This is a genomic window from Paenibacillus sp. FSL R5-0473, assembly GCF_038004565.1.
GTDB classification, from domain to species: domain Bacteria; phylum Bacillota; class Bacilli; order Paenibacillales; family Paenibacillaceae; genus Paenibacillus; species Paenibacillus amylolyticus.
Window position 1 is genome coordinate 3,543,015 of record NZ_JBBORL010000001.1, and the last position, 20,053, is coordinate 3,563,067.

Genomic DNA, 20,053 nt, shown 5'->3' on the forward strand with positions numbered 1-20,053 from the left:
CTGCACCTTTGCCAACCTATATTCTGGAATGTTGTTGAAATTATGCCTGATCCCGAAATTCATTTGGTGTCATACCATAATGTTTTTTGAACATTTTGCTGAAATATTGCGGATTTTGATAGCCAAGTTCACTCGTAATCTCGTATATTTTTTTGTTGCTATTCTTAAGCAGATATAGAGCACGTTCCATGCGCATACGAATCATGTAGTCCCCAAGACCTTCCCCAGTCTCTGCCTTGTAAATTTTCGATAGATATACAGGGTGTAAATATACCTTGTCCGCAATCATCTTCACCGACAGATCCTGTCCTGTATCTCTTGTCACCAGCTCCTGAACCTGCTTGATTACATGCCTGCGGCTCTGCACACCTTCCTGATCGGACAACTCTTCCTGAAGCTTCGCCAGCATCTCGGTAGCCCAACGCCGCAGCTTCTCGGGGGATTGAATCAACTGATGAGCAAGGAGCAGATCGAATCCCGCATGATCAATCTCATGCACCAGATGCCCCTGTTTATGGGCGATATACATAAATGCATTAGTTACCGACAGATACATCTCATACACATGTTCTCTGGACAATCGTACCTGTTCTGCCGCGTCAAAGACCGTGTTCAGCTTACGGGCTGCCGCTTCCCATTGCTTGGTCTCAAGCAATTGCGGAAGTACAGGCGGTTTGTACAGCTCTTCGAGCGCCTGCGTTGCATCATTCTCCGGTCTTTTGCTGAGTGCCTGATCCATGTCCATATATATAATTTTGTGTTCTTCCGGTCCTGAAAGGACAAGCGAACCCAGACTTTTTCGATAAGCTGCAGTCAACTCATTAAAGGGAAATGACGGTGTAACTACCATGGACAGATCTCCCTGTAAATATCGAATGACATGCTCACGGAAAGTTTCAGCTGAGATTCTCAACGTCTCCAAGTCCATCTGCGGAGCTTCGATCTGATCTTGATTCTGCAAGAACATAACCAGACACTCATGGGGTCCGCGACCAAACCACACGTTAAATTGCTCTCCAAGTACTTCCTCTGCAATATTACCTACCGCAAAATCCATCAGATCCAGAGACTGCTGGTCCATTGATGAGAAACGTCCTGTAAGGCGAATCAGCATCATCACAGCCGATTGTTCTGGATCGATATGAATCTCATATTGTTGCAGTTGTTCCCGAAGTGCCCGCGCCGTGATCTCACGCCCCAGCAGCAGATCATGCATGAGATTTTCTCGTAAAATTTTATAGTCAGACTTCCGACTGTATAAAAGCCGGTGATATTTATCGAATTCATCCCACTCATCGCGAAGAGACGTAATGGCTGCCGACACCGACCCCATAAACTCATCATCGTTTACGGGTTTCAGGATATAGTCCGCTGCCTGCAATTGAATGGCTTTTTTAGCATAATCAAAATCACTGTGACCCGTTAGTAAAATACAGCGGATATGAGACCAGCGCTTGCTTACCTCTGCAATGAGATCCAGTCCTGACATGCCAGGCATGCGAATATCGGTAACCACGATATCTACTGCATTTTCCTCCATAATCTCCAACGCTTCCTTACCGGATGCGGCACGCAGCACGGTCGTTACTCCAAGCTCTCCCCAGGGGATCGTAAGTTCCAGACTTTCTGTTACGTATGTCTCATCATCTACCAGTAATATATCAATCAAATGATTCACTCCCTATTTCGTTCATTCTGCAAATGGATTCCATCGTTCATCTTGCGCTACACATTCCAAGTGCTTATCCTTCATTCTCCAGAAGAAACTCCTGTTCGGCAGGCCATGACAGCGTAACGCGTAATCCACCAAGTTCCGATTCCGTTACATCCAGTCCTGCCTGCTCCCCATATCGAAGCTGGAGTCTCTGATTCACATTCCACAGGCCACAGCCCATCTCCTGATCCATCGTTCCCCTGAGCTTATTCAGAAGCGCCTCACGTGCCTCCTGTGTCATGCCTTGCCCATCATCTTCAACCACAAGAACCATGACACCGCCCTGTTTTTCCCCGGATACTCTTATTTCTCCAGCCTCCGCGTCCGCTTCGATACCGTGAATTACCGCATTCTCCACTAGGGGTTGCACGATGAGTGGCGGTACCTCCTGTCTTAACATCTCATCAGACAGATCAATCTTGTAATGAATGCGGTCCATACGCATCCGTTGGATCTCCAGATAACAGCTGACAAATTCAATCTCTTCTGTCAACGGTACCACGTCCCGCTCCTGTCTTGTCGTATACCGATAATAGCGCGATAGATTATGCGACATCGCTACAACAGCGTCCATACGCTTGAGTTTCGCCATACTCGTAATGAAGGAGAAACAATTATAGAAAAAGTGCGGGTTAATCTGCGATTGCAGCTGCTTCAACCGAGCTTCACGTACATGAATCTGTTCCAGGTAAACGTGTTCAAATAACTGCTGGATCTGCTCCACCATCAAGTTGAAACGTTCGGACAGGAAACTGAATTCATTGCGGCCCTTTGGCTTAATCCTCACGGAATAATCCTCCTGCTTCAACCGCTGGAACCCTCGAATGAGTTGTTTCACTGGTACCTGCACCTGTACATAGAACAAATACGCCACACCAAAACTCATTAACAACAAACAAATCATGGAAGAATAGAACAGCATATTGGATTGATGAATGGGCTTCAGAATATCTGATAGCGGCATATAGTCCACCAAATACCAGCCTGTTGTACTGGATTTCACAGTGTTGACCATATATGGCTCGTTCCCGATCACTACTGTACGATTATCAACGTCCTGAAGTTTATGGATGGACAGTTCTTCCATCAACTGATTCGTTAATGAACGATCTGAAGTCCGGTTATAGATAACACCCGATTCTTCACGGAAATAGAAGGGGTCATGCCTGCCATCGTCTTTGAATTTGTCGAGCATATCCCGGATGTTGTCACTATCAAACTCCAGTTTAATAATCGTTTCTGCATTATTAGCCGGGTCTTTAATACCGTATGGAGATACCGTAATCCAGCTAAACATGAACCGATCATCTTCCCCATCCTGAATTTTGCGTACATCCCAGCCGGAAATGATATTTTCCCTTAGCGCTTCTTTATCGTAAGAACGTGCGTCCCTTTCGGAAACCACCCTGCCCAGCGAAGGAGAATACAGATATAATTTCGTGGCCCAATTGGATGAGCTTTCCTGAATACTCAGCTTATTCTGAATACGTTTGACCAGGTTGATCGCATCCAGATCAAAGTAGTTACTGTCCGCATAGATTCGCCGGAAGCTGCCAATATCAGGATCATGTATGAGCAGATTCGGCCAAGAGGATAACAGTTCGATGTGTGTGTTCACTTGATTTTGGAAAAATTCAAGCTGGTTACTATTCGATCGATTCAACTCATCTCTGAGAACAGCTGTTGTTTTATGATTGGAGTACCAGTACAAAAGCACTACAGGAATCAGCATAATCAGAATAAGAATGACCATTTTGGAAAACAGGTTTGTCCGATATGACATCTTTTCATCTCACCTTGTCTTAATTTGTCGTGACATTAATTGTAATGATGTAAGCGCTAAAGACAAACTATTTTTTTTGAGACAAACCGATTCATTATCTAGCGTAAGCGTTACCAATTCAAGGGGGAAGGAGATAAAACCAATATTTCTGCACTAAATGCAACTTCCACGCACAAAAAGAGCCAGCGATTAGCCAGCTCTCTATCTAATTTCAGTATATATCTTTAATCGTTCTATTCAACTCAAACTTTATTCCACTTCTGTTTATGTAATTATTCTTTTTTTCTATGAAAATATCAACTATGGAATATCATAATCAAATACCGTATTCGCTCCATCCACGCCTACATCCAGCACAATATCCATAAGTTTCCCATTGACGAACAGAGGGGATTCCGCTTTCCCGTAAAACTCCAACTTGCCTGTAAACGTTCCATGGCGTTCAATCTCAACATGTACGGGCCTTAATTGGACAGACTGCAAGGCTTCCAATAGGGGATCGTCCTTAAACTTATAACTGCGTGCGAGATCAGGCAATAACACGGCGGATACGGAATCTCTGCCGTAATTTTTGAGTGTCAGATCACAGGTTGCTCGGGTCTCACCCGTTTTCAGCACGTTAAAGGTACAAGAGCTTGCATTCTGTACATAGGATACCGCATTAATGCCTGAAGCTCCCCACTTGGCTACATACATGAATTTATCTGTCATGTACGAATAACTGAGAACGATAGCGATAACTACGATCCATAACCCCTTTGCAAGACCGGGGAATGATTTTCCAATCTCTTTGCGAGTAAGGTAGAATCCACACGCGAATATCCCCAATCCGAGGAAAAGTGTGATATGAACTCCACTCAAGTAAGATGTAGTATACGGTGATATACCTATTGCTGACAGCATGGTATCTCCAACAGAAAAACCAAGATGATGGTTACATGTAAAGATGATAGCAAATAGCAATAAAGCCCCTGAGAACACAAGTCTGGTTCTCGACACACGAACACCCCCTAATCAACCACCTTATTATATCATATTTTTCCTATTTATGATTAACAATCCAAATCAAAAAACAACAATAAAAAGAACGTCTTCGGTTGTTCACCGAAAACGTCCTCCATTTTCACCGCTGACAAGAGCTTGTAATAACACAGGTCTCTCTGTCATGGCTAACGATCATTTATTGCTTAGACAAGAATGCATCGAGTTGTTCCTGTTTGGCTGCAATAATTTTATCGATTCCTGCTGCTTTCAATTTCTCCAGATATTTCGGAATCATCTCATTTGGATCAACTGCGCCCGATGTCATACCCGGCTTGAACTGTTTGTTCACGTTGTTGACAGCCGCAATTTCATTTTTGACAGATTGGCTGTTGAACGTAAAGCCCAGTGCTGGCGACTTCACACCTTTGGCGTTAAACTCTTTGAACTTCTCCCATTTCTGTGGATCTTCATTATCCCAGAGGAAGTTCAGGAATTGGTTACCCAGTTGCCATTGTGCACCTGGATTGTAGGTACGACTGTTGGCATCTACGCCATCAGGGAGAGCAATGATATTATCCTGTCCGTCTTTTTTCACATAATGTGTACCTTCAATTCCGAAGTTTAACAAGTTGTTAATTTCCTTGTCGGAATGCAGCAGGTTAATGACCTGCATCGCTTTCTCCGGTTGCTCTGAAGAACGGGAGATCGCGAGCATCGCTCCAGATGCATCACCCGTCGTGATTGTCGGCTGTGTCATTTCAATCTGAGTGAGTGGGAAACCCACATACCCTTCTTCTTCTTTATCCTTGCCTGGCTTCATGCCATCTGTCCAGAGAAACGCTTTTCCAGCCTTCGCCTGGTCTTTCGGGAACACATTGGACGTAGCAGCATCACTGTTGATATATCCCGCTTGATACCACTTGCGAGCGAGTTCAGCCGCTTCTTTGAATTCTGGGGTCTCCACTTCATTCAGCACCGTTGTTCCGCCTGCTGTTTTGGAGATAACTCCAGGTACGGAAGCATCACCGAGATAATCCCAATCCAGATTCTCTAACAGCCCATTACCATTGGTATTGGACATATAGAATGGTGTGATGGCTGGCTCGTTTTCCTTGATTGTTTTGAGAAGTGGCTCCAGATCAGCCCATGTCTTTACAGCTGTCAGGTCCAGCTTATACTTGTCAGCCAGATCTTTACGTACCAACACACCACGTGTGGCAGCAAGTTCCTTATTCGTAGGAACGCCGTAATTCACGCCGTCTACCTGGGAACCTTCCAGAAAGGCAGGGTCCAGGTTTTTCTTAATATCCTGACCATGTGCATCAAGCAGATCATTTAAGGGCAAGAATGCGCCTTTAGCTACATTCACCGTGTAGTTCTGCCATGCTGCTGTGAAGATAATGTCTGATTTTTCACCTGAGGAAATCATGAGATTCAGCTTGTTATCCCACTGTCCCCAGTCAATTGCATTGATCTTAAGCGTGGCTCCGATCTTTGGTTCCATCTTTTTGTTAATCTCGGCTTCCACCAGAGCGACATCCTTCTGTGGTGTCCCTGGGTAGAACAGTGTCACTTCATAGGGTTTGCCCCCACCTTCACTTGCTCCTCCGCCTTCTGCGCTAGGTGTTGTTGTTCCACCCTTGTCTGATGAGCAAGCTGCCAGCACCAGGCTCAGCGCCATAACCGTTGCCATCATGCGTGACCATACCTTTAATGATCTAACCAATTGAACCCCTCCTGTCATGTGTTGAACCATACAACCGAATTCCCCAATTCACAAATAAACCGATAACTACTTCTGTATATGCCCTTTCAGTCCATCTTCATTTACCTTGCCCACTCCGCTAACCGGTTCAGAGTTATCCCTTCACAGCGCCAACCGTAAGACCTTTGATGAAATAACGCTGGAAGAACGGATATGCCAGTACAATTGGACCAATACCGACCACAGCCATCGCCATTTGCAGAGTTTTGTTAGGCAGATTCAGCAATCCACCCTGCGACGAAATCTGTGAAGAGACGTTGGAGTTGGTTGTTAAATATTGAATATCGAGCAGCGTCCGGTACATAAGGTACTGAAGGCTGATCGTCCGGTTATCTGATATAAAAATCATACTAAGGTACCAGTCATTCCAGTAATTCAATGTACTGAACAACGCGACGGTTGCCATTACGGGAAGAGAGAGCGGAAGCACGATACGTGCAAACGTTCTCAATTCTCCCGCACCATCAATCCGAGCCGATTCCAGAATAGACACCGGAATGGAGTTCGCGAAGAATGTACGCATGACCAGTACAAAGAATGGGGATAGCAGTAGCGGCATAATGAGTGCCAGTAGGGAGTTTTTCAGATCCAATACGTTGACATAGACCAGGTACCAAGGTACCAGACCCCCGTTGAACAACATTGTGAAGAAGATGAAAAAGGCGAACCAGCCACGGTAAGGCAGATCTCTCCGTGAGAGCGGATACGCATACAATGCGGTCAGCGCAACACTTGTAATGGTACCTACAACGGTAACGATAAAGGATATACCATACGAGTGAATGATCTGATCCATATCTCTGAACAGAAACTCATAAGCCGTCAGGCTGAATTTCTCTGGAATAAGCTTATATCCATTGGCAATTACTGTTGTCTCGTCCGAAAATGAGATGGCGAAGACAAGCAGGATCGGCACGATACAGGCAATGGCATAGAATAGAAACATCGCATGAATAACGGATGCGGAACGCTTCGATACGGCTAGTGGATCACGTGATTTCACAGCTGACTTGCCTCCTCTCAAAATAATGCATTATCTTTATCTATTCGCCTTACGATGGTATTGGATACAAGAACCAGCACAAATCCAACGATTGCTTGGTATAGACCAGCTGCTGATGACATCCCGATATCTCCACCGATAAGGAACGTACGATATACGTAGGTATCCAGTACATTCGTTACAGGGAACAGCGCTCCCGATTCCAATGGAACCTGATAGAACAGACTGAAGTCTGCATAGAATATACGGCCAATTTGCAATAACGTCATAATGACGATTAATGGGACGAGAAACGGAATGGTGATGAAGCGTATCTGATGCCATTTGGTTGCGCCATCGAGCACAGCTGCTTCATAATATTCTTCATCGATACCCACGACAGCTGCCAGATAAATGACGGCATAATATCCAATATTTTTCCATGTGTTCACCAGTGGCAAAATATACGGCCAATACTTCGGCTCTGAATACCAGTCGATCGGCTGACCGCCGAACATCTGCAGAACCGTTGAGTTCATGAAGCCTGAATCCTTGCCCAGGAAAGCCAGTACCAGATAACTGACCACAATCATGGACAGGAAATACGGTAATAACATAAGTGATTGATATAACTTGGACATTGCCTTGTTCTTCACTTCATTGAGCAGAATAGCAAGCCCGACACCTACTAAGAGATTCAGTGCAATGAACACCGTGTTATACGCGAGTGTATTTCGGGTAATTTCCCATGCATCACTGGTTGAGAACAAATATTTAAAATTGTCCCATCCACTCCATGGGCTACCCCAAATACCATCAGCATAGTTTACATTTTTGAATGCGATCAGAACGCCGAACATCGGCATATAGTTGTTCACCAGTAGAAACAGGACACCTGGCAAGAACATGAGATACAGCACCTTGAATTTGCCAAGATTGTGCCACACAGACTTGCGCTTTCGGACTGTTTCTCCCGGTATTTCCGATATCCGTACTCCCTTACCCGCCTGGGGTTGTGTCTTCATAACTTGTTCTCCCTCACTCCTCTTGAATTCTTCCTCAGGATGAAGCTCCGTTGCGGCTCCTGTGGTTCAAGTATACGGCGGGGCGAGTAAGACCTCTATCTGCTGTGGTGACCTGTTGACTTATCAAATTATGACTTTAGATCCAGAAAAAACAAAAGACGCAGCATGCTGCGCCCTGAACTATACGGTACGTGACTGTTTTCGAAACTCCTGTGGCGTTATACCCGTGCACTTTTTGAACATTTTGGTGAAATGCGAGTAATTGTAGTACCCCACCTTGCCAGCGATATCCGTCACTTTGACGGTGGACTGGGACAACAATGTCTTCGCTTTGGCTACTCTGCCCTGCAGGATAAACTCAGATAGGGACATCCCCTTCTCTTTCCGAAACAGACGTGATAGATAAGCGGGATTGAATCCGGCAAAAGCTGCAAGTTCCTCTCGCATAAGTTCTTCACCAATATGAGTTTCAATATAAACGCACAACTGATCTACAATGGTCATAGGGCTATGATCGTCCGGGTACAACACCGGGATAACACGATCAATCAGATCAGCCGTCCACTGCTTCAACTGCGGCAACGACCTTGTCACCATACTCTCCTCCGGCTCCCGTTCACCCGGATACAGACTGCGTATGGACACGTTTTTCTGATGAAGCAGCGGATAGACCACATGCAGCATGGCATGATAGTAGAGATGCAGCATTTCAGGAGATAAACCCTCTTGGGCAGCAAGCAACTCAAAAATCTCATCCACACGTTCTCGCAAATCCCCTACTTTACCTGTCTCAAAAAGAATAGATAATTCCGAAAACCATGGAATAGGCAAAAAGCGATCTTCCTGATCTCTTCCCCGCTCATCATAGACAAAAACTTCTTCAAGCTCCTTAATATTGCGCCGCTCCATATCCATCAGTTCATTTAACATGCCTTGCAGCTCAGTCACAGCAACCGGGGCACCAACATAACAGGACAACCGACAATAGAAATACGTACCACATTCCTGAATATATCCCTGACAACGTTGTGCCACTTCGCTCGCACTCGGAATGATGCCATCTTGCTCATAAGCAAGCACAATATTTAATCCACTTTGATCCTGAAACACCTCACCGGGCTTGTCGCTAAGCAGCATCTCTTTGGCTGCATTACGAAGGGCATATTCCAATACCTCTTCGTCGCGCAAATCAAAATCACGCACCCATTCCTCTACTGAGATCACAATGGGTAACACACGAGCCTGCGGATCTATCTCGGCACCATATAGTTCTGCGAGCTCTTGCAACCGTTGTTCGGTTAACGTGATACGCTGAGAGATGGCATCTTTCCAGAAGCGTTCCGTCAGCAGCGGTTTATGGGTTTTCCAGCGTTTGTATACGGTCTCATAAACTTCGTTGGTACGGGTACGCTGCTCCCCATCCTTGATCTTCTCCACCGCCTGGGTTACTACCTTAATCAATTGATCCGCTGGAGCCGGCTTCAACACATAATCAAAACTGTTTAGCTTAATGGCTGTCTGAGCATAATCGAATAAAGCATGCCCTGTCAGGAAAATGGTCATTATACCTGGATCATGTTTTAACACCCAACTTTGCAGGTCAAGCCCTGTTTCACCAGGCATCTCGATATCACAGATCATGATATCAATAGCATTAGCCTTTAAAATCTTTCTTGCCTCTTCGGCATCACCAGCACTGTATACCTGGTCAATGCCTGCTGCTTGCCAATCGACTCCTTCCACCATTGCTTGTAATGCATACACTTCATCATCCACGATCAACAGGTTCCGCATAGGCTCCCCCTTCTTCCTCTTCGGTCTGAGCGGGTAAATCAATGATGACTTTGGCGCCATGATCCACCTCATTGCCAAACTGCAAACTGGCTTGATCACCATACTTCACTAAAAGCCGATGGGCCACGTTCCATATACCGATATGCTGTCCACTCGGGTCTTCAGCGTATTGTCCATGCTGTAGACGCCCCAACAATTCCTCTTCAAATCCGACACCATTGTCCACAATCATCAGTTGAAGCACCGTCCCATCGACCTGACCGGACGACTTCTCACCGAGGCGCGCCACGATCCGAATGACAAAGGCTTGTGTCCGGCGCTGAAATCCATGAATAATGGCATTCTCCACAAAAGGCTGAATGGTTAATGGCGGAATCACATAATGTCCCAGATTCGGCTCAACATCCAGTTCAAAATCGAATCTGCTAGGAAACCTCAGCTTTTGAATTTCTAAGTAATGACGAATGTGCTCGAGCTCTTCATCCAGACGAATAACACGTTTGCCTGCACGCAGACTGAATCGAAAATAATCGGCCAGATGACCAGCCATCTGCTGCACCAACTCATGTTTTTGCAAGGAAGCCAGACTATGAATAATATTGAGTGAATTCAGGTAAAAGTGAGGATTGATCTGCATCTGCAGTTGTTTGAACTCTGCCTCCCGCGTCCGGAGTTGTTCCTCATACACATCAATCTTCAGATGCCTGATCTCACTGGTCATTTGATTGAAACTTCGTGTCATAAATTCAAGCTCCGAAGAAGATGGCGGGTCCAGCTTCACATCGAGATCTCCACGGCTCACCCTTCTCATGCCTCGGATTAACGCATTCATCGGGCGGAATAACAGATGCCGCAAAAAGATCAGTGCAGTAACCAGAATTACTGCCGCACCAATAGGAAGCAGACGAATGATCTGCTGGAAAAACGGGAGGTTACGCATCATGTCTTCCTCAGGCAGCAGCACGATATAATTCATCTCGGACATGGCCGAGGCAATACCCAACATCAAATATTGACGTGCCTCTCCCTTGTTCACAACTTCAGAGATCACCTGATACGGATTCTTCAGGCCGGGAAGATGCGCTGCAGCCAGCTGAATCTGTGCAGTATTCAATGTGGAATCCGAGAGTGCCCCACCGTCTGTTCCAACAATGACTGCACCTCCCCGATCTCCGGATTCAGTGAATTGTTGTGTATGATTCAGTGCATTCATATCAACAAGTGCACCTGCATAGAACTGCTGGTTGATTCGCACCGTTTTCACCAGCGCATTCCACGTCCCGCCACGCACGATGCTCCATTCCGGCTTCTGGATATCCCCTTCCAATTGCTGCATCTGGACTGGCATACTCTCCTGCACAACCGACTTTTTGACATCATAATTGCCTGAAGTGGCGAGCAGCAGATCATCATTCACGGCATCATATAGAAAAAAAGAATCGATTAGATTATAAAAACCGATATCTGTCATGAATTTGTTCATAATCCGTTGCTTTGCAATGATATAATCGCCGCTGCCGTATTTCAGAAAAAACAGAGAGATAATATCCGGGTCCCGCTCGCCCAGACTATATAAATACCGATTCGTCTCCTGTAACACACGTTCATTCTGCTCCACACTCTTGGCGAGATGATTCATATTGGTGAGGGATACTTTGTCACGTACAACTTTCATGGCGTAGACGTTGTTGTAATAAAGCAGCATGAATAATGGCAGCATGATCAATGTAAGACCCACTATAAATTTAAAACGAAGTGAACGGATAAAGCTCATGGATTATGGATTCCCGCCCTTTTAGAGGTAGTTCAAAAAGTCCGCTGTACTGAAACCAGACTTATTGAACACACACTTTATTTCAACATAGTTTTTTTCTATTTTCTTCCTTATGATGGCATGTTTATTGTAATCACCCCTGCTTGCCACTGTCTATGGGGTCCCGTGACCTTCACATATCAATTCTGGTGACTTCCATCCGCTCCAATTTCAAGAGTAACAAGCTTCATGTAGTAATAAATTCTCCAGTTGTAAAAAAAATCCTTCATTATTACTCAGAAGCTTCTCCCTAAAAATAAATGCTGCGGCAAGCCCCGGACTCCACGAACGCCCGATCTTGACATGCATACGATATATCACTCCTCGGGTTAGTCACCAGGATGTAGGGAGGCCTGTTCGATGAATATTCAACTCACTGCGTTACACTATGTCTATCTGGCATTTATCGTCTTGATTATTGCGGTAATGATCCGGCGCAGGGATACTACCATCATCTGTGTCGCAGGTATTATGACCATTGGACTTCTGGCAACCGAAACCTTAAGCGGGTCAGTTGCCGGGATCTTCAGCAGTTTTATCTATGCAACAAAAGAATTGCTGAGTACGATCTTTATCATCTCGATTATTGTGGCGATGAGCCGTGTTCTAATCAGAACCGGCATTAATGAGGTCATGGTAACACCTGTCACCCGGTTTATCCGTTCTCCTCAGGTCGCGTATTGGGGTATCGGATTGATTATGATGGTAGTATCGCTATTTTTCTGGCCATCCCCGGCCGTAGCACTCGTTGGTGCAGTACTGCTTCCTGTAGCCGTGCGTGTAGGTCTTCCTCCGATTGGAGCTGCTATTGCCATGAACCTGTTCGGACATGGGATTGCACTGTCGGGAGATTACATTATTCAGGGGGCTCCCAAACTTACAGCCGATGCGGCGGGTATACCGGTTACTTCCGTCATGACGGCCAGCATTCCTTTGGTCATTGTCATGGGCACCGTATCTACACTTACAGCCTTCTGGATGCTGCGCAAAGAGATGAAATCAGGTTCACCTGTTCATTCCCCAAACGTTACATCAGGTACCGTGAGCACGGAACCTTCTTCTTCATCAGAGGCTGTGTCCACCTCCCTACCCACTGATCAGCCTGTTGAACGTCAAGCCATGTCAGCCCGTGTGCAAAAGGCGTTCGCTCTGCTTATCCCTCTGTTATTTGCAGTTGATGTGATTCTGATGTTTGTATTGAAATTGCAAGGCGGCGATGCAACAGCTCTGATTGGCGGAACCGCTGTGGTTATACTGATCGCCGTTACCCTTGCCGCACACCGACATGCGGGACCAGAGGAAACGACCAATTATTTAATAGAAGGATTTCAGTTTGGTTTCAAGGTGTTTGGACCGGTTATTCCCATAGCCGCATTTTTTTATCTGGGAGATGCTGCGATTACGGAGTTGTTCATCAACCCTCTTCCTGAAGGTTCACACGGGATTGTGAATGATCTCGGGGTCGCGCTTGCTGGACTGGTGCCATTAAATGATACGGTGGGCGCAATTACAATGACGGTGACCGGAGCAGTGACCGGAATGGATGGTTCGGGGTTCTCGGGGATATCCCTGGTTGGCTCGATTGCGTCCATGTTTGCAGGTTCGGCAGATTCCGCACCTGTACTGACAGCATTAGGTCAGGTTGCAGCTATATGGGTAGGTGGTGGAACCTTGATTCCATGGGCATTGATTCCTGCTGCTGCAATCTGCGGAGTCAATCCTTTTGAACTTGCAAGACGCAACCTGAAGCCTGTACTGCTGGGACTCACGGTAACAACAATTGTAGCCATCTTTCTGATCTGACCAAAGGTTATTTACACTGACACTACGATGACAGAAGCACCTTCCAATCGCTGTTATTCCCAGATTTTTTTGATCCCCTTTCTCAAGGGGAAATCCGGTAGCGTATGCTTCCGATGCAGCTTTCTTTCAGAAAGCTTTTAGGCGACCGCTTCGCTTTTTCAGGTTCTTTCTGTCCTCTCCGTTATCGTGTAAATGATTAGTTCATCTCAAATAGACATTTTAAAAAGACGTGCGCGAACGCGCCCAGTTCCAGAGATCTTCACGTTTCATCTCGGCCAGATACAGCATGTCCACATATGGATCTCCCTGTAATCCAAGTACAGAAGCAAATGCAGGCTCCGTCTTCCAACCTGCCTGTTTCAGTCTGCGGATCTCACGGTGTCCCGCGTCTCCCCACAGTTGTAACAATCTCCACTCAACGATCATATGTAGGTATGCATTCTGCCTGTAAACTGGCACGGATTGGGCAAAAATCTCCACAGGCCAATGTCCCACTTGCAAATTACAAGTCACATAAGGACGTTGGTCTGGAAGTTCCCCACCACGTACACATTGAAACTCAGCAACGGCTCCAATTCGACTGCGTATCTCGGCTTCAAACACGTCCAGATCCTCTACATAACACAGCAGATCCAGATCACTGCCCGGAATATCAATATCAATTGGTACCGTTCCTGCTGGATATGGGTGATAGTCAGCTAATATATCAAGTAATCCACTGCTCTGTAACACATGATAGGCGTCCTGCTGACGTGTATTACCCGATGCCAGATGTGCCATTACTTCTGCGGTAGTACTCATCTCCCCGCCTTGGACCACAGTTAGTTCGAGCCTCCTGTAATGACCTGTTTCACACGTCCCACTTGACCACTCGTTAGTCGTACTTTGATTCCGTGTGGATGCGTAGGTGATTTGGTTAACAGATCCTTCACAATGCCACGTGTCAGCTTACCTGTAGCTTGATCCTGCTTCAGCACAATGTCCACTTCCAGACCTGGCTTAATATTTACGCGTTGTTGTCCATTCATTATGTTCGCTCTCCTCTATGTCGTAATTCATATCTTGTATACTATATAACCCTTAAACACAAAGCTCCATCTATTGTAGACGTTTTGGTTTCAAAACAAAAGGGACACGGCAATAACCTCCTAAGGCTGGTTCCATGGTTGATATGAAGACCAAGATAAAGAAACCGCAGGTCTCTTCATCTGAGACCTACGGTTTCTAATTGGATTACCATGTTCAGGGCTGCACATGCTTCAAAATAGACGAGGGCGAAGTTCCATCCTTCGCGGCTTCGCGTGCCTTTACAGCAAGTAGCTCAGACACCGTAACGAATTGGTACCCCTGCTGCTGTAACTTCGGCAGGATCGTTTTGAGTGCTGCTACCGTATGCGACTTGCCTTCCACCTTATCGTGAAAAAGTACAATATCCCCATTACGTGCGTTCTTCAACACTTTGTTAACGATAGCCGATACACCTGGAGAAGCCCAGTCCCGTGTATCCTGATGCCAAGACCAGAGTACAATGGTATACCCTTTTTGTTTGGCAGCCTGGATGACCATGTCATTGTAATAGCCGCCCGGTGGTCTGAATAACAGGGGACGTTCCGCGCCAGCTTTAATAATGGAACTTTCTGCTTCGTTCATATCCTTCATGTACTTGTCCGCACGTGTTGATCGAACTGCATACGTGTGCGCATACGTATGGTTGGCGATTTCATGCCCTTCGAGCTGTTCCTGCTTAATCAGTTTAGGAAATTTATCTGCCCATTTGCCAAGTACAAAAAAAGTTCCTTTAGCATGATACTGCTGTAACAAAGCCAGGATCTGCGGAGTCTGAATCGGATCTGGTCCATCATCAAAGGTAAGGGCGATGAGTTTATCCTGCGTGGGAACCTCCCACACGATTTCTCCTCGTTCCTCATAATACTGACGGTTCTTCTGTACAGGCTTCGCATAGGCAGAACTGCTACCCAGCAAAATAATTAGCGTGAACATTCCGATGACTCGGGCTGCCTTCAGGTTCATGTGGTGTCCTCACTTTGTCTTCATACGTAAACTCCCTGTTAGCATTTCCCGATTCACCCGAACTCATTAACGAAAGATCTGATCCACGACTGCAATTTCCTCAGCAGTTAATTCCACATTTAATGTTTGCAGATTGTTAATGACCTGCTCTGGTCGCTTGGCACCCGGAATCAATGCATCAATAGAAGGCTGAGTCAGGTACCAGGCCAGAACCAGATGAGCGACCTCAACATCCTTGGATTGTGCTATGCTGCGCAATTGCTCAACTTTATCGAGATTTTCAATGAAAGCTTCACCTGTAAACAGCGGGTTCTTTGCCCGTCCATCCTGAAAGGTTGTATCACGATTATATTTCCCGCCCAGCAGTCCCGCTGCCAGAGGGAAGTAAGGAACAAAAGAAATGTTATGCTCAGCCGTATACGGCAACAGCTCTTTCTCCGCATCTCTTTTGAACAGATTATATTCAGATTGCAGTACGTCTACATGCCCGTCCTTGTTGGCTTCACGCAACTGATCAATGGAGAAATTAGATACGCCAATGGCACGAATTTTGCCAGCGTCTTTTAATTGTTTTAACGTATCTACCGCTTCATCCTTAGGCGTATTTTCATCCGGAAAGTGGATGTAGAACAGATCAATGTAATCGGTTTGCAGACGTTTCAACGCCTCATCCACGGCTATTTTCAGAAAAGCAGGTGAGTTATCTATGACAATCTTGCCATCCACAAATTTATGAGCTGCCTTGGTTGCAATGATGGTATTCTGCCGCTGACCAGTTTCCTTCAGTACTTCACCAATCAGTCGTTCGGAATGCTCCGGTCCATAGATGTATGCCGTATCCACAAAGTTAATGCCTTGTTTTAAAGCTGTACGAACTACTTCCTTACCCGTCTCATCATTCAGCATGTCCGGATAGATATTATGTCCGCCTACTGCATTCGCACCCAGTCCAATGGGATTCACGATCAGATCCGTCTTGCCCAACCGAATTTGTTGTTCTGCCATGTCTCATCTCTCCTTCACTGATCGAATAAGTATAATTTAGTTGTAACGTCTTTCTTGTCCCATATTATATCAAACCATTTAGCATATTTAAAATATCGGATTTATCGGATTAGGTGTTTTTCAGCGCAGTTGCTTCCACGTCGTTAATAAACCGGCGCAGTTTCGCAGCCACATCACGGGTGATTTCACCGTTTTCATACAGTTGTTGCACTGTATTACGCTGTTCCTGAATCGCCACCATCTGCAACTCCAATTTCTCCTGATTAAATGGATCTTCCGTTTTACCTTGGTTCCAGGTACGCAATTTGGCAATTACACGCTCATACTTGGCAATGACCGACAGTGCGACAACTCGATTCCCATCGTTCATATGGGCACGAATAGCCTTAATTGCCGCTTCAGAGGTGCGCAACTTCACCTGACGGAACAGTTCTGCATTTTCAAGCATAAATGGTTGATTCGGCTTCTGGGACCGGTTGGTGAAGAGATGTCCTAACACACGCCCGATCTCGCTGATCGAGGTCATGAACTGAGTGTTTGCACGATTCGCCAGCATCATTTCCTTGCGATCCAGCCAGCTGTCACATTTGAAGGCCGCATCAGAAGCAATTGCATTTTCGTCTAACATTACTTCCACTTCTTTACGCTCCGCCCGGGTGGCAATCAGGTTAATAGCCGTTTCTTGTTTCTGAATATCTTTGCGTTTATCGGCGGTAAGCTGACCTGCGGCCTGTCTGATGTACTTGGACAAGTCGGAGACAACCGCGAGTGCCGCAGCTTTGTTCTCATCGTTCATTTCGGATTTGACAGCTCGTATTGCCGCATTCAGCATAATGTCATGTGCTTTTCGTTCTGACTTCTGCGGTGTTTCTTCTGTAGATTTCCCATCGTCCTTGGCCAGAACTGGAAGAAACACGCTCGCCGCAATCAGGGAGAAGAGGATAACTCCTGCCGCGAGGAAAATAATCAGATCCCGTTCAGGGAAAGGTGATCCATCCTGAAGCACATAAGGAATGGAGAACGCACCCGCCAATGTTACAGCCCCCCGCACTCCAGAGAGGGAAATGATCGTAATATCCTTGAATCTGGGCCTGCCAATAGAGGATTTGGTACGCAACAATTCATTCCCTTGCCAGAACAGATAGATCCAGAGAAAACGCAGAACCAGCAGTAGCACCGAGATCAAGCCCACATATTCCAACACCTGCAGATTATTAAACGAAACATTTTCAAAGATGGTACTCAACACATCCGGTACCTGTACACCCAAAATAACAAACACCAGACCATTTAATATAAATAAAATGACTGACCATGTGCTCGCAGATACCACCTGCATTTTCAACTGAACCGATTCAGCGCGGTCACGCTCAATGGCGTGGATAATACCGCCTGCCACTACCGCAAGAATACCTGATACCCCAATTTCTTCACTCACCAGATAGATGATAAATGGCGTCAGGATTTGCAGCAACATGTGAATGGTCACATCTTCCATGCCCAATCTACGGATCCATACCCCTAGCCTGATTAACAGAAAAGATAACAATGCCCCGACAAGAAGTCCGCCAATCGCAATCAGAATAAAACTGAAGGTTGCATTCGCCAGGGAAAATACACCTGTAACTGTGGCTGCAATTGCGAATTTGAAGGCCACGAGGCCAGATGCATCATTCATTAATGCTTCACCTTCAAGAAGCCTATGTATGCCTTTGGGCAAATGTACCCGGCCCGCCATGGCGCCAACGGCCACAGCATCTGTCGGGGACAGTATGGCTGCAAGAGCAAAAGCAGCAGGTAACGGAATCGAAGGAATCAGCCAGTGAATGGCATATCCCGCCACGACCACCGTCACGAATACAAGCCCTAGTGCAAGCAGAAGTATCGGTGCACGCAGATTCCATAATTCATTCCTTGGCGTTCGCTTACCATCGTTGTATAACAAAGGTGCGATGAACAGTACAAAGAACAATTCCGGATTCAATGGCAGGTGAACACCTGCGGGAAGCAAAGCTATAGCTACACCAAGCACGATTTGAATGAGCGGAATGGGAATAAAGGGTACAAACCGGTTTAAAATATTGGATAAACCAATCAGTACCAGTAACACAAGTACGGCAATAAATATTTCCATGATGACAATCCCTTTCCGCTATAGAAGTGGTGAAACCTTTGTTGTATAGGTTTATTTTAACATAATCCAGACTTTATTATAAAAATGTTGTCATATTCATATACCCAATCAACTCGCCTCAGACTAGTCTTAATGAAAGATTTCTGATGGATTCTGTATATAAGATGTTACAATATGCTCAGGACAATACCCGTTTGGAAAGGAACTTGCATCTATGGCATTTGGAATTAAACGACAAGAGCTTGCTGCGTGGAAGGAACAAGTGGCTCGGGGTGAGATTGCGTACCTCACTCATTTCTGGATTGACAACCGATTCCCCGGTATCACCAGTGTCACCAAAGTTGGCTGTGCAGATCTGGAACGTCTCGAACGTTGGTGCAACGATCATGGTCTGGACCCGCGATACATTCATCGGCGGCAGCCCTTTCCCCACTTTGACCTGATGGGCAGCAAGCAAAAAGAAATTTTGATCCAAGAAGGCATGACAGATCATGTGGTTCGCTTTCATTTGTAAACCAACTCAAAAACGCCAGTCTTCAAGGTTCATCCCCCCGCAATTAGGGACGAACTCATGAGGACTGACGTCTTCAAGAAATCAAGTCATATTATGGACTACCGGTGGATCTGCTCAAACGACTTCATGTTCTCCAGCAGTTTCAGTTCAATTTTCTTCAGCATGCCAAACATCTGCTGTTGCTCCTCTTCGGAAAGTGCTTGCAACAATTCCCACGTCATTCGGCCGCGATTCGCATTAAGTGTCTTGGCAAGCTGCGCGCCTTCATCCGTTAAGGACAGCCACACAATTCTCCGGTCTTCTTCACTGCGCACCCGCTGGATCAACCCTTCCGTCTCCAGTTGATTCAGTACAATGGTCGTTGCGCCGGAAGACAAACTGAGTTGTCTGGCCACATCAACCGCCATACATTTTTTTTCACGTAAAATCATGCCCAATATATGACTTTTTGTCGGATTCAGTTTACAGTTGGTTTCGGTCTTCTGCTGCTGATCCAATACTTTATTTTTATATCTGAAGAAGGCCTCCAACAATTGATCTACATTTGCCAATTGAGAGTTTCGCTCCGTATCCGGGCTCATAAACGTTCCTCCTGCCTTTCATCATAACCTACCTTGTATTGTAACATATTTACACTATGATGTTTGTGAAAAATGCGCTTGTATCCGACACCTTATCGTTGACTGCAAGACTCTTGTTTTATTTT

The 20,053-nt window shown here is 45.8% G+C and carries 16 protein-coding genes; 2 read left to right on the top strand and 14 right to left on the bottom strand.

Going from position 1 to position 20,053, the window contains the following annotated elements; translation table 11 throughout:
• Positions 1–40 precede the first annotated feature (40 nt).
• The 8 genes from MKY28_RS15365 to MKY28_RS15400 all read right to left on the bottom strand — a co-directional run bounded on the left by MKY28_RS15365 (position 41) and on the right by MKY28_RS15400 (position 11,821).
• Entirely contained in the window at positions 41–1,669 is a 1,629-nt protein-coding gene (locus MKY28_RS15365; RefSeq protein WP_076208977.1) for a response regulator, read from the bottom strand.
• A 73-nt stretch (positions 1,670–1,742) separates the two neighbouring features.
• Complete coding sequence (locus MKY28_RS15370; protein WP_036609555.1) at positions 1,743–3,497, bottom strand: sensor histidine kinase; 1,755 nt, start codon at positions 3,495–3,497, stop codon at positions 1,743–1,745.
• 300 nt (positions 3,498–3,797) lie between these two features.
• Positions 3,798–4,496, bottom strand: a complete 699-nt coding sequence (locus tag MKY28_RS15375) for a hypothetical protein (protein WP_340936322.1) — start codon at positions 4,494–4,496, stop codon at positions 3,798–3,800.
• A gap of 181 nt (positions 4,497–4,677) precedes the next feature.
• Complete coding sequence (locus MKY28_RS15380; protein ID WP_340019971.1) at positions 4,678–6,207, bottom strand: ABC transporter substrate-binding protein; 1,530 nt, start codon at positions 6,205–6,207, stop codon at positions 4,678–4,680.
• Positions 6,208–6,340: 133 nt separating this feature from the next.
• On the bottom strand, positions 6,341–7,249 hold the full coding sequence (locus MKY28_RS15385; protein WP_017689303.1) for a carbohydrate ABC transporter permease: 909 nt from the start codon (positions 7,247–7,249) through the stop codon (positions 6,341–6,343).
• Between the two features lie 17 nt (positions 7,250–7,266).
• The gene (locus MKY28_RS15390; protein WP_036670214.1) at positions 7,267–8,253 is read right to left on the bottom strand and encodes an ABC transporter permease; all 987 of its coding nucleotides are present in this window, start codon (positions 8,251–8,253) and stop codon (positions 7,267–7,269) included.
• A 180-nt stretch (positions 8,254–8,433) separates the two neighbouring features.
• Complete coding sequence (locus MKY28_RS15395; RefSeq protein ID WP_340936323.1) at positions 8,434–10,029, bottom strand: response regulator transcription factor; 1,596 nt, start codon at positions 10,027–10,029, stop codon at positions 8,434–8,436.
• Positions 10,022–11,821, bottom strand: coding sequence for a sensor histidine kinase (locus MKY28_RS15400; protein WP_340936324.1), 1,800 nt, complete (start codon positions 11,819–11,821; stop codon positions 10,022–10,024). The genes MKY28_RS15395 and MKY28_RS15400 overlap by 8 nt, the downstream gene beginning before the upstream one ends.
• 399 nt (positions 11,822–12,220) lie before the next feature.
• Between MKY28_RS15400 and MKY28_RS15405 the strand changes: the two genes are divergently transcribed.
• On the top strand, positions 12,221–13,663 hold the full coding sequence (locus MKY28_RS15405) for a hypothetical protein (RefSeq protein WP_340936325.1): 1,443 nt from the start codon (positions 12,221–12,223) through the stop codon (positions 13,661–13,663).
• 219 nt (positions 13,664–13,882) lie between these two features.
• Here the strand turns inward: MKY28_RS15405 and MKY28_RS15410 are convergent, their stop codons facing one another.
• The 5 genes from MKY28_RS15410 to MKY28_RS15430 form a co-directional block, all read right to left on the bottom strand.
• Positions 13,883–14,464: a DUF4269 domain-containing protein gene (locus MKY28_RS15410; protein ID WP_340936326.1), complete on the bottom strand. Its 582-nt coding sequence runs from the start codon at positions 14,462–14,464 to the stop codon at positions 13,883–13,885.
• Positions 14,465–14,484: 20 nt separating this feature from the next.
• Entirely contained in the window at positions 14,485–14,691 is a 207-nt protein-coding gene (locus tag MKY28_RS15415; RefSeq protein ID WP_026081155.1) for a YwbE family protein, read from the bottom strand.
• Positions 14,692–14,905: 214 nt separating this feature from the next.
• A complete protein-coding gene (locus MKY28_RS15420; RefSeq protein WP_051449686.1) occupies positions 14,906–15,694 on the bottom strand; it encodes a polysaccharide deacetylase family protein in 789 nt (262 codons plus the stop codon).
• Between the two features lie 66 nt (positions 15,695–15,760).
• Positions 15,761–16,699, bottom strand: a complete 939-nt coding sequence (locus tag MKY28_RS15425; protein ID WP_340936327.1) for an aldo/keto reductase — start codon at positions 16,697–16,699, stop codon at positions 15,761–15,763.
• Between the two features lie 109 nt (positions 16,700–16,808).
• Positions 16,809–18,833, bottom strand: coding sequence for a Na+/H+ antiporter (locus MKY28_RS15430; RefSeq protein ID WP_340936328.1), 2,025 nt, complete (start codon positions 18,831–18,833; stop codon positions 16,809–16,811).
• Positions 18,834–19,047: 214 nt separating this feature from the next.
• On the opposite strand from MKY28_RS15430, the gene MKY28_RS15435 reads away from it, so the two are divergent.
• On the top strand, positions 19,048–19,347 hold the full coding sequence (locus tag MKY28_RS15435; protein ID WP_047842412.1) for a hypothetical protein: 300 nt from the start codon (positions 19,048–19,050) through the stop codon (positions 19,345–19,347).
• 98 nt (positions 19,348–19,445) lie between these two features.
• Here MKY28_RS15435 and MKY28_RS15440 read toward each other — a convergent pair whose 3' ends face one another.
• Complete coding sequence (locus MKY28_RS15440) at positions 19,446–19,928, bottom strand: MarR family winged helix-turn-helix transcriptional regulator (RefSeq protein WP_091032120.1); 483 nt, start codon at positions 19,926–19,928, stop codon at positions 19,446–19,448.
• Positions 19,929–20,053: the final 125 nt, after the last annotated feature.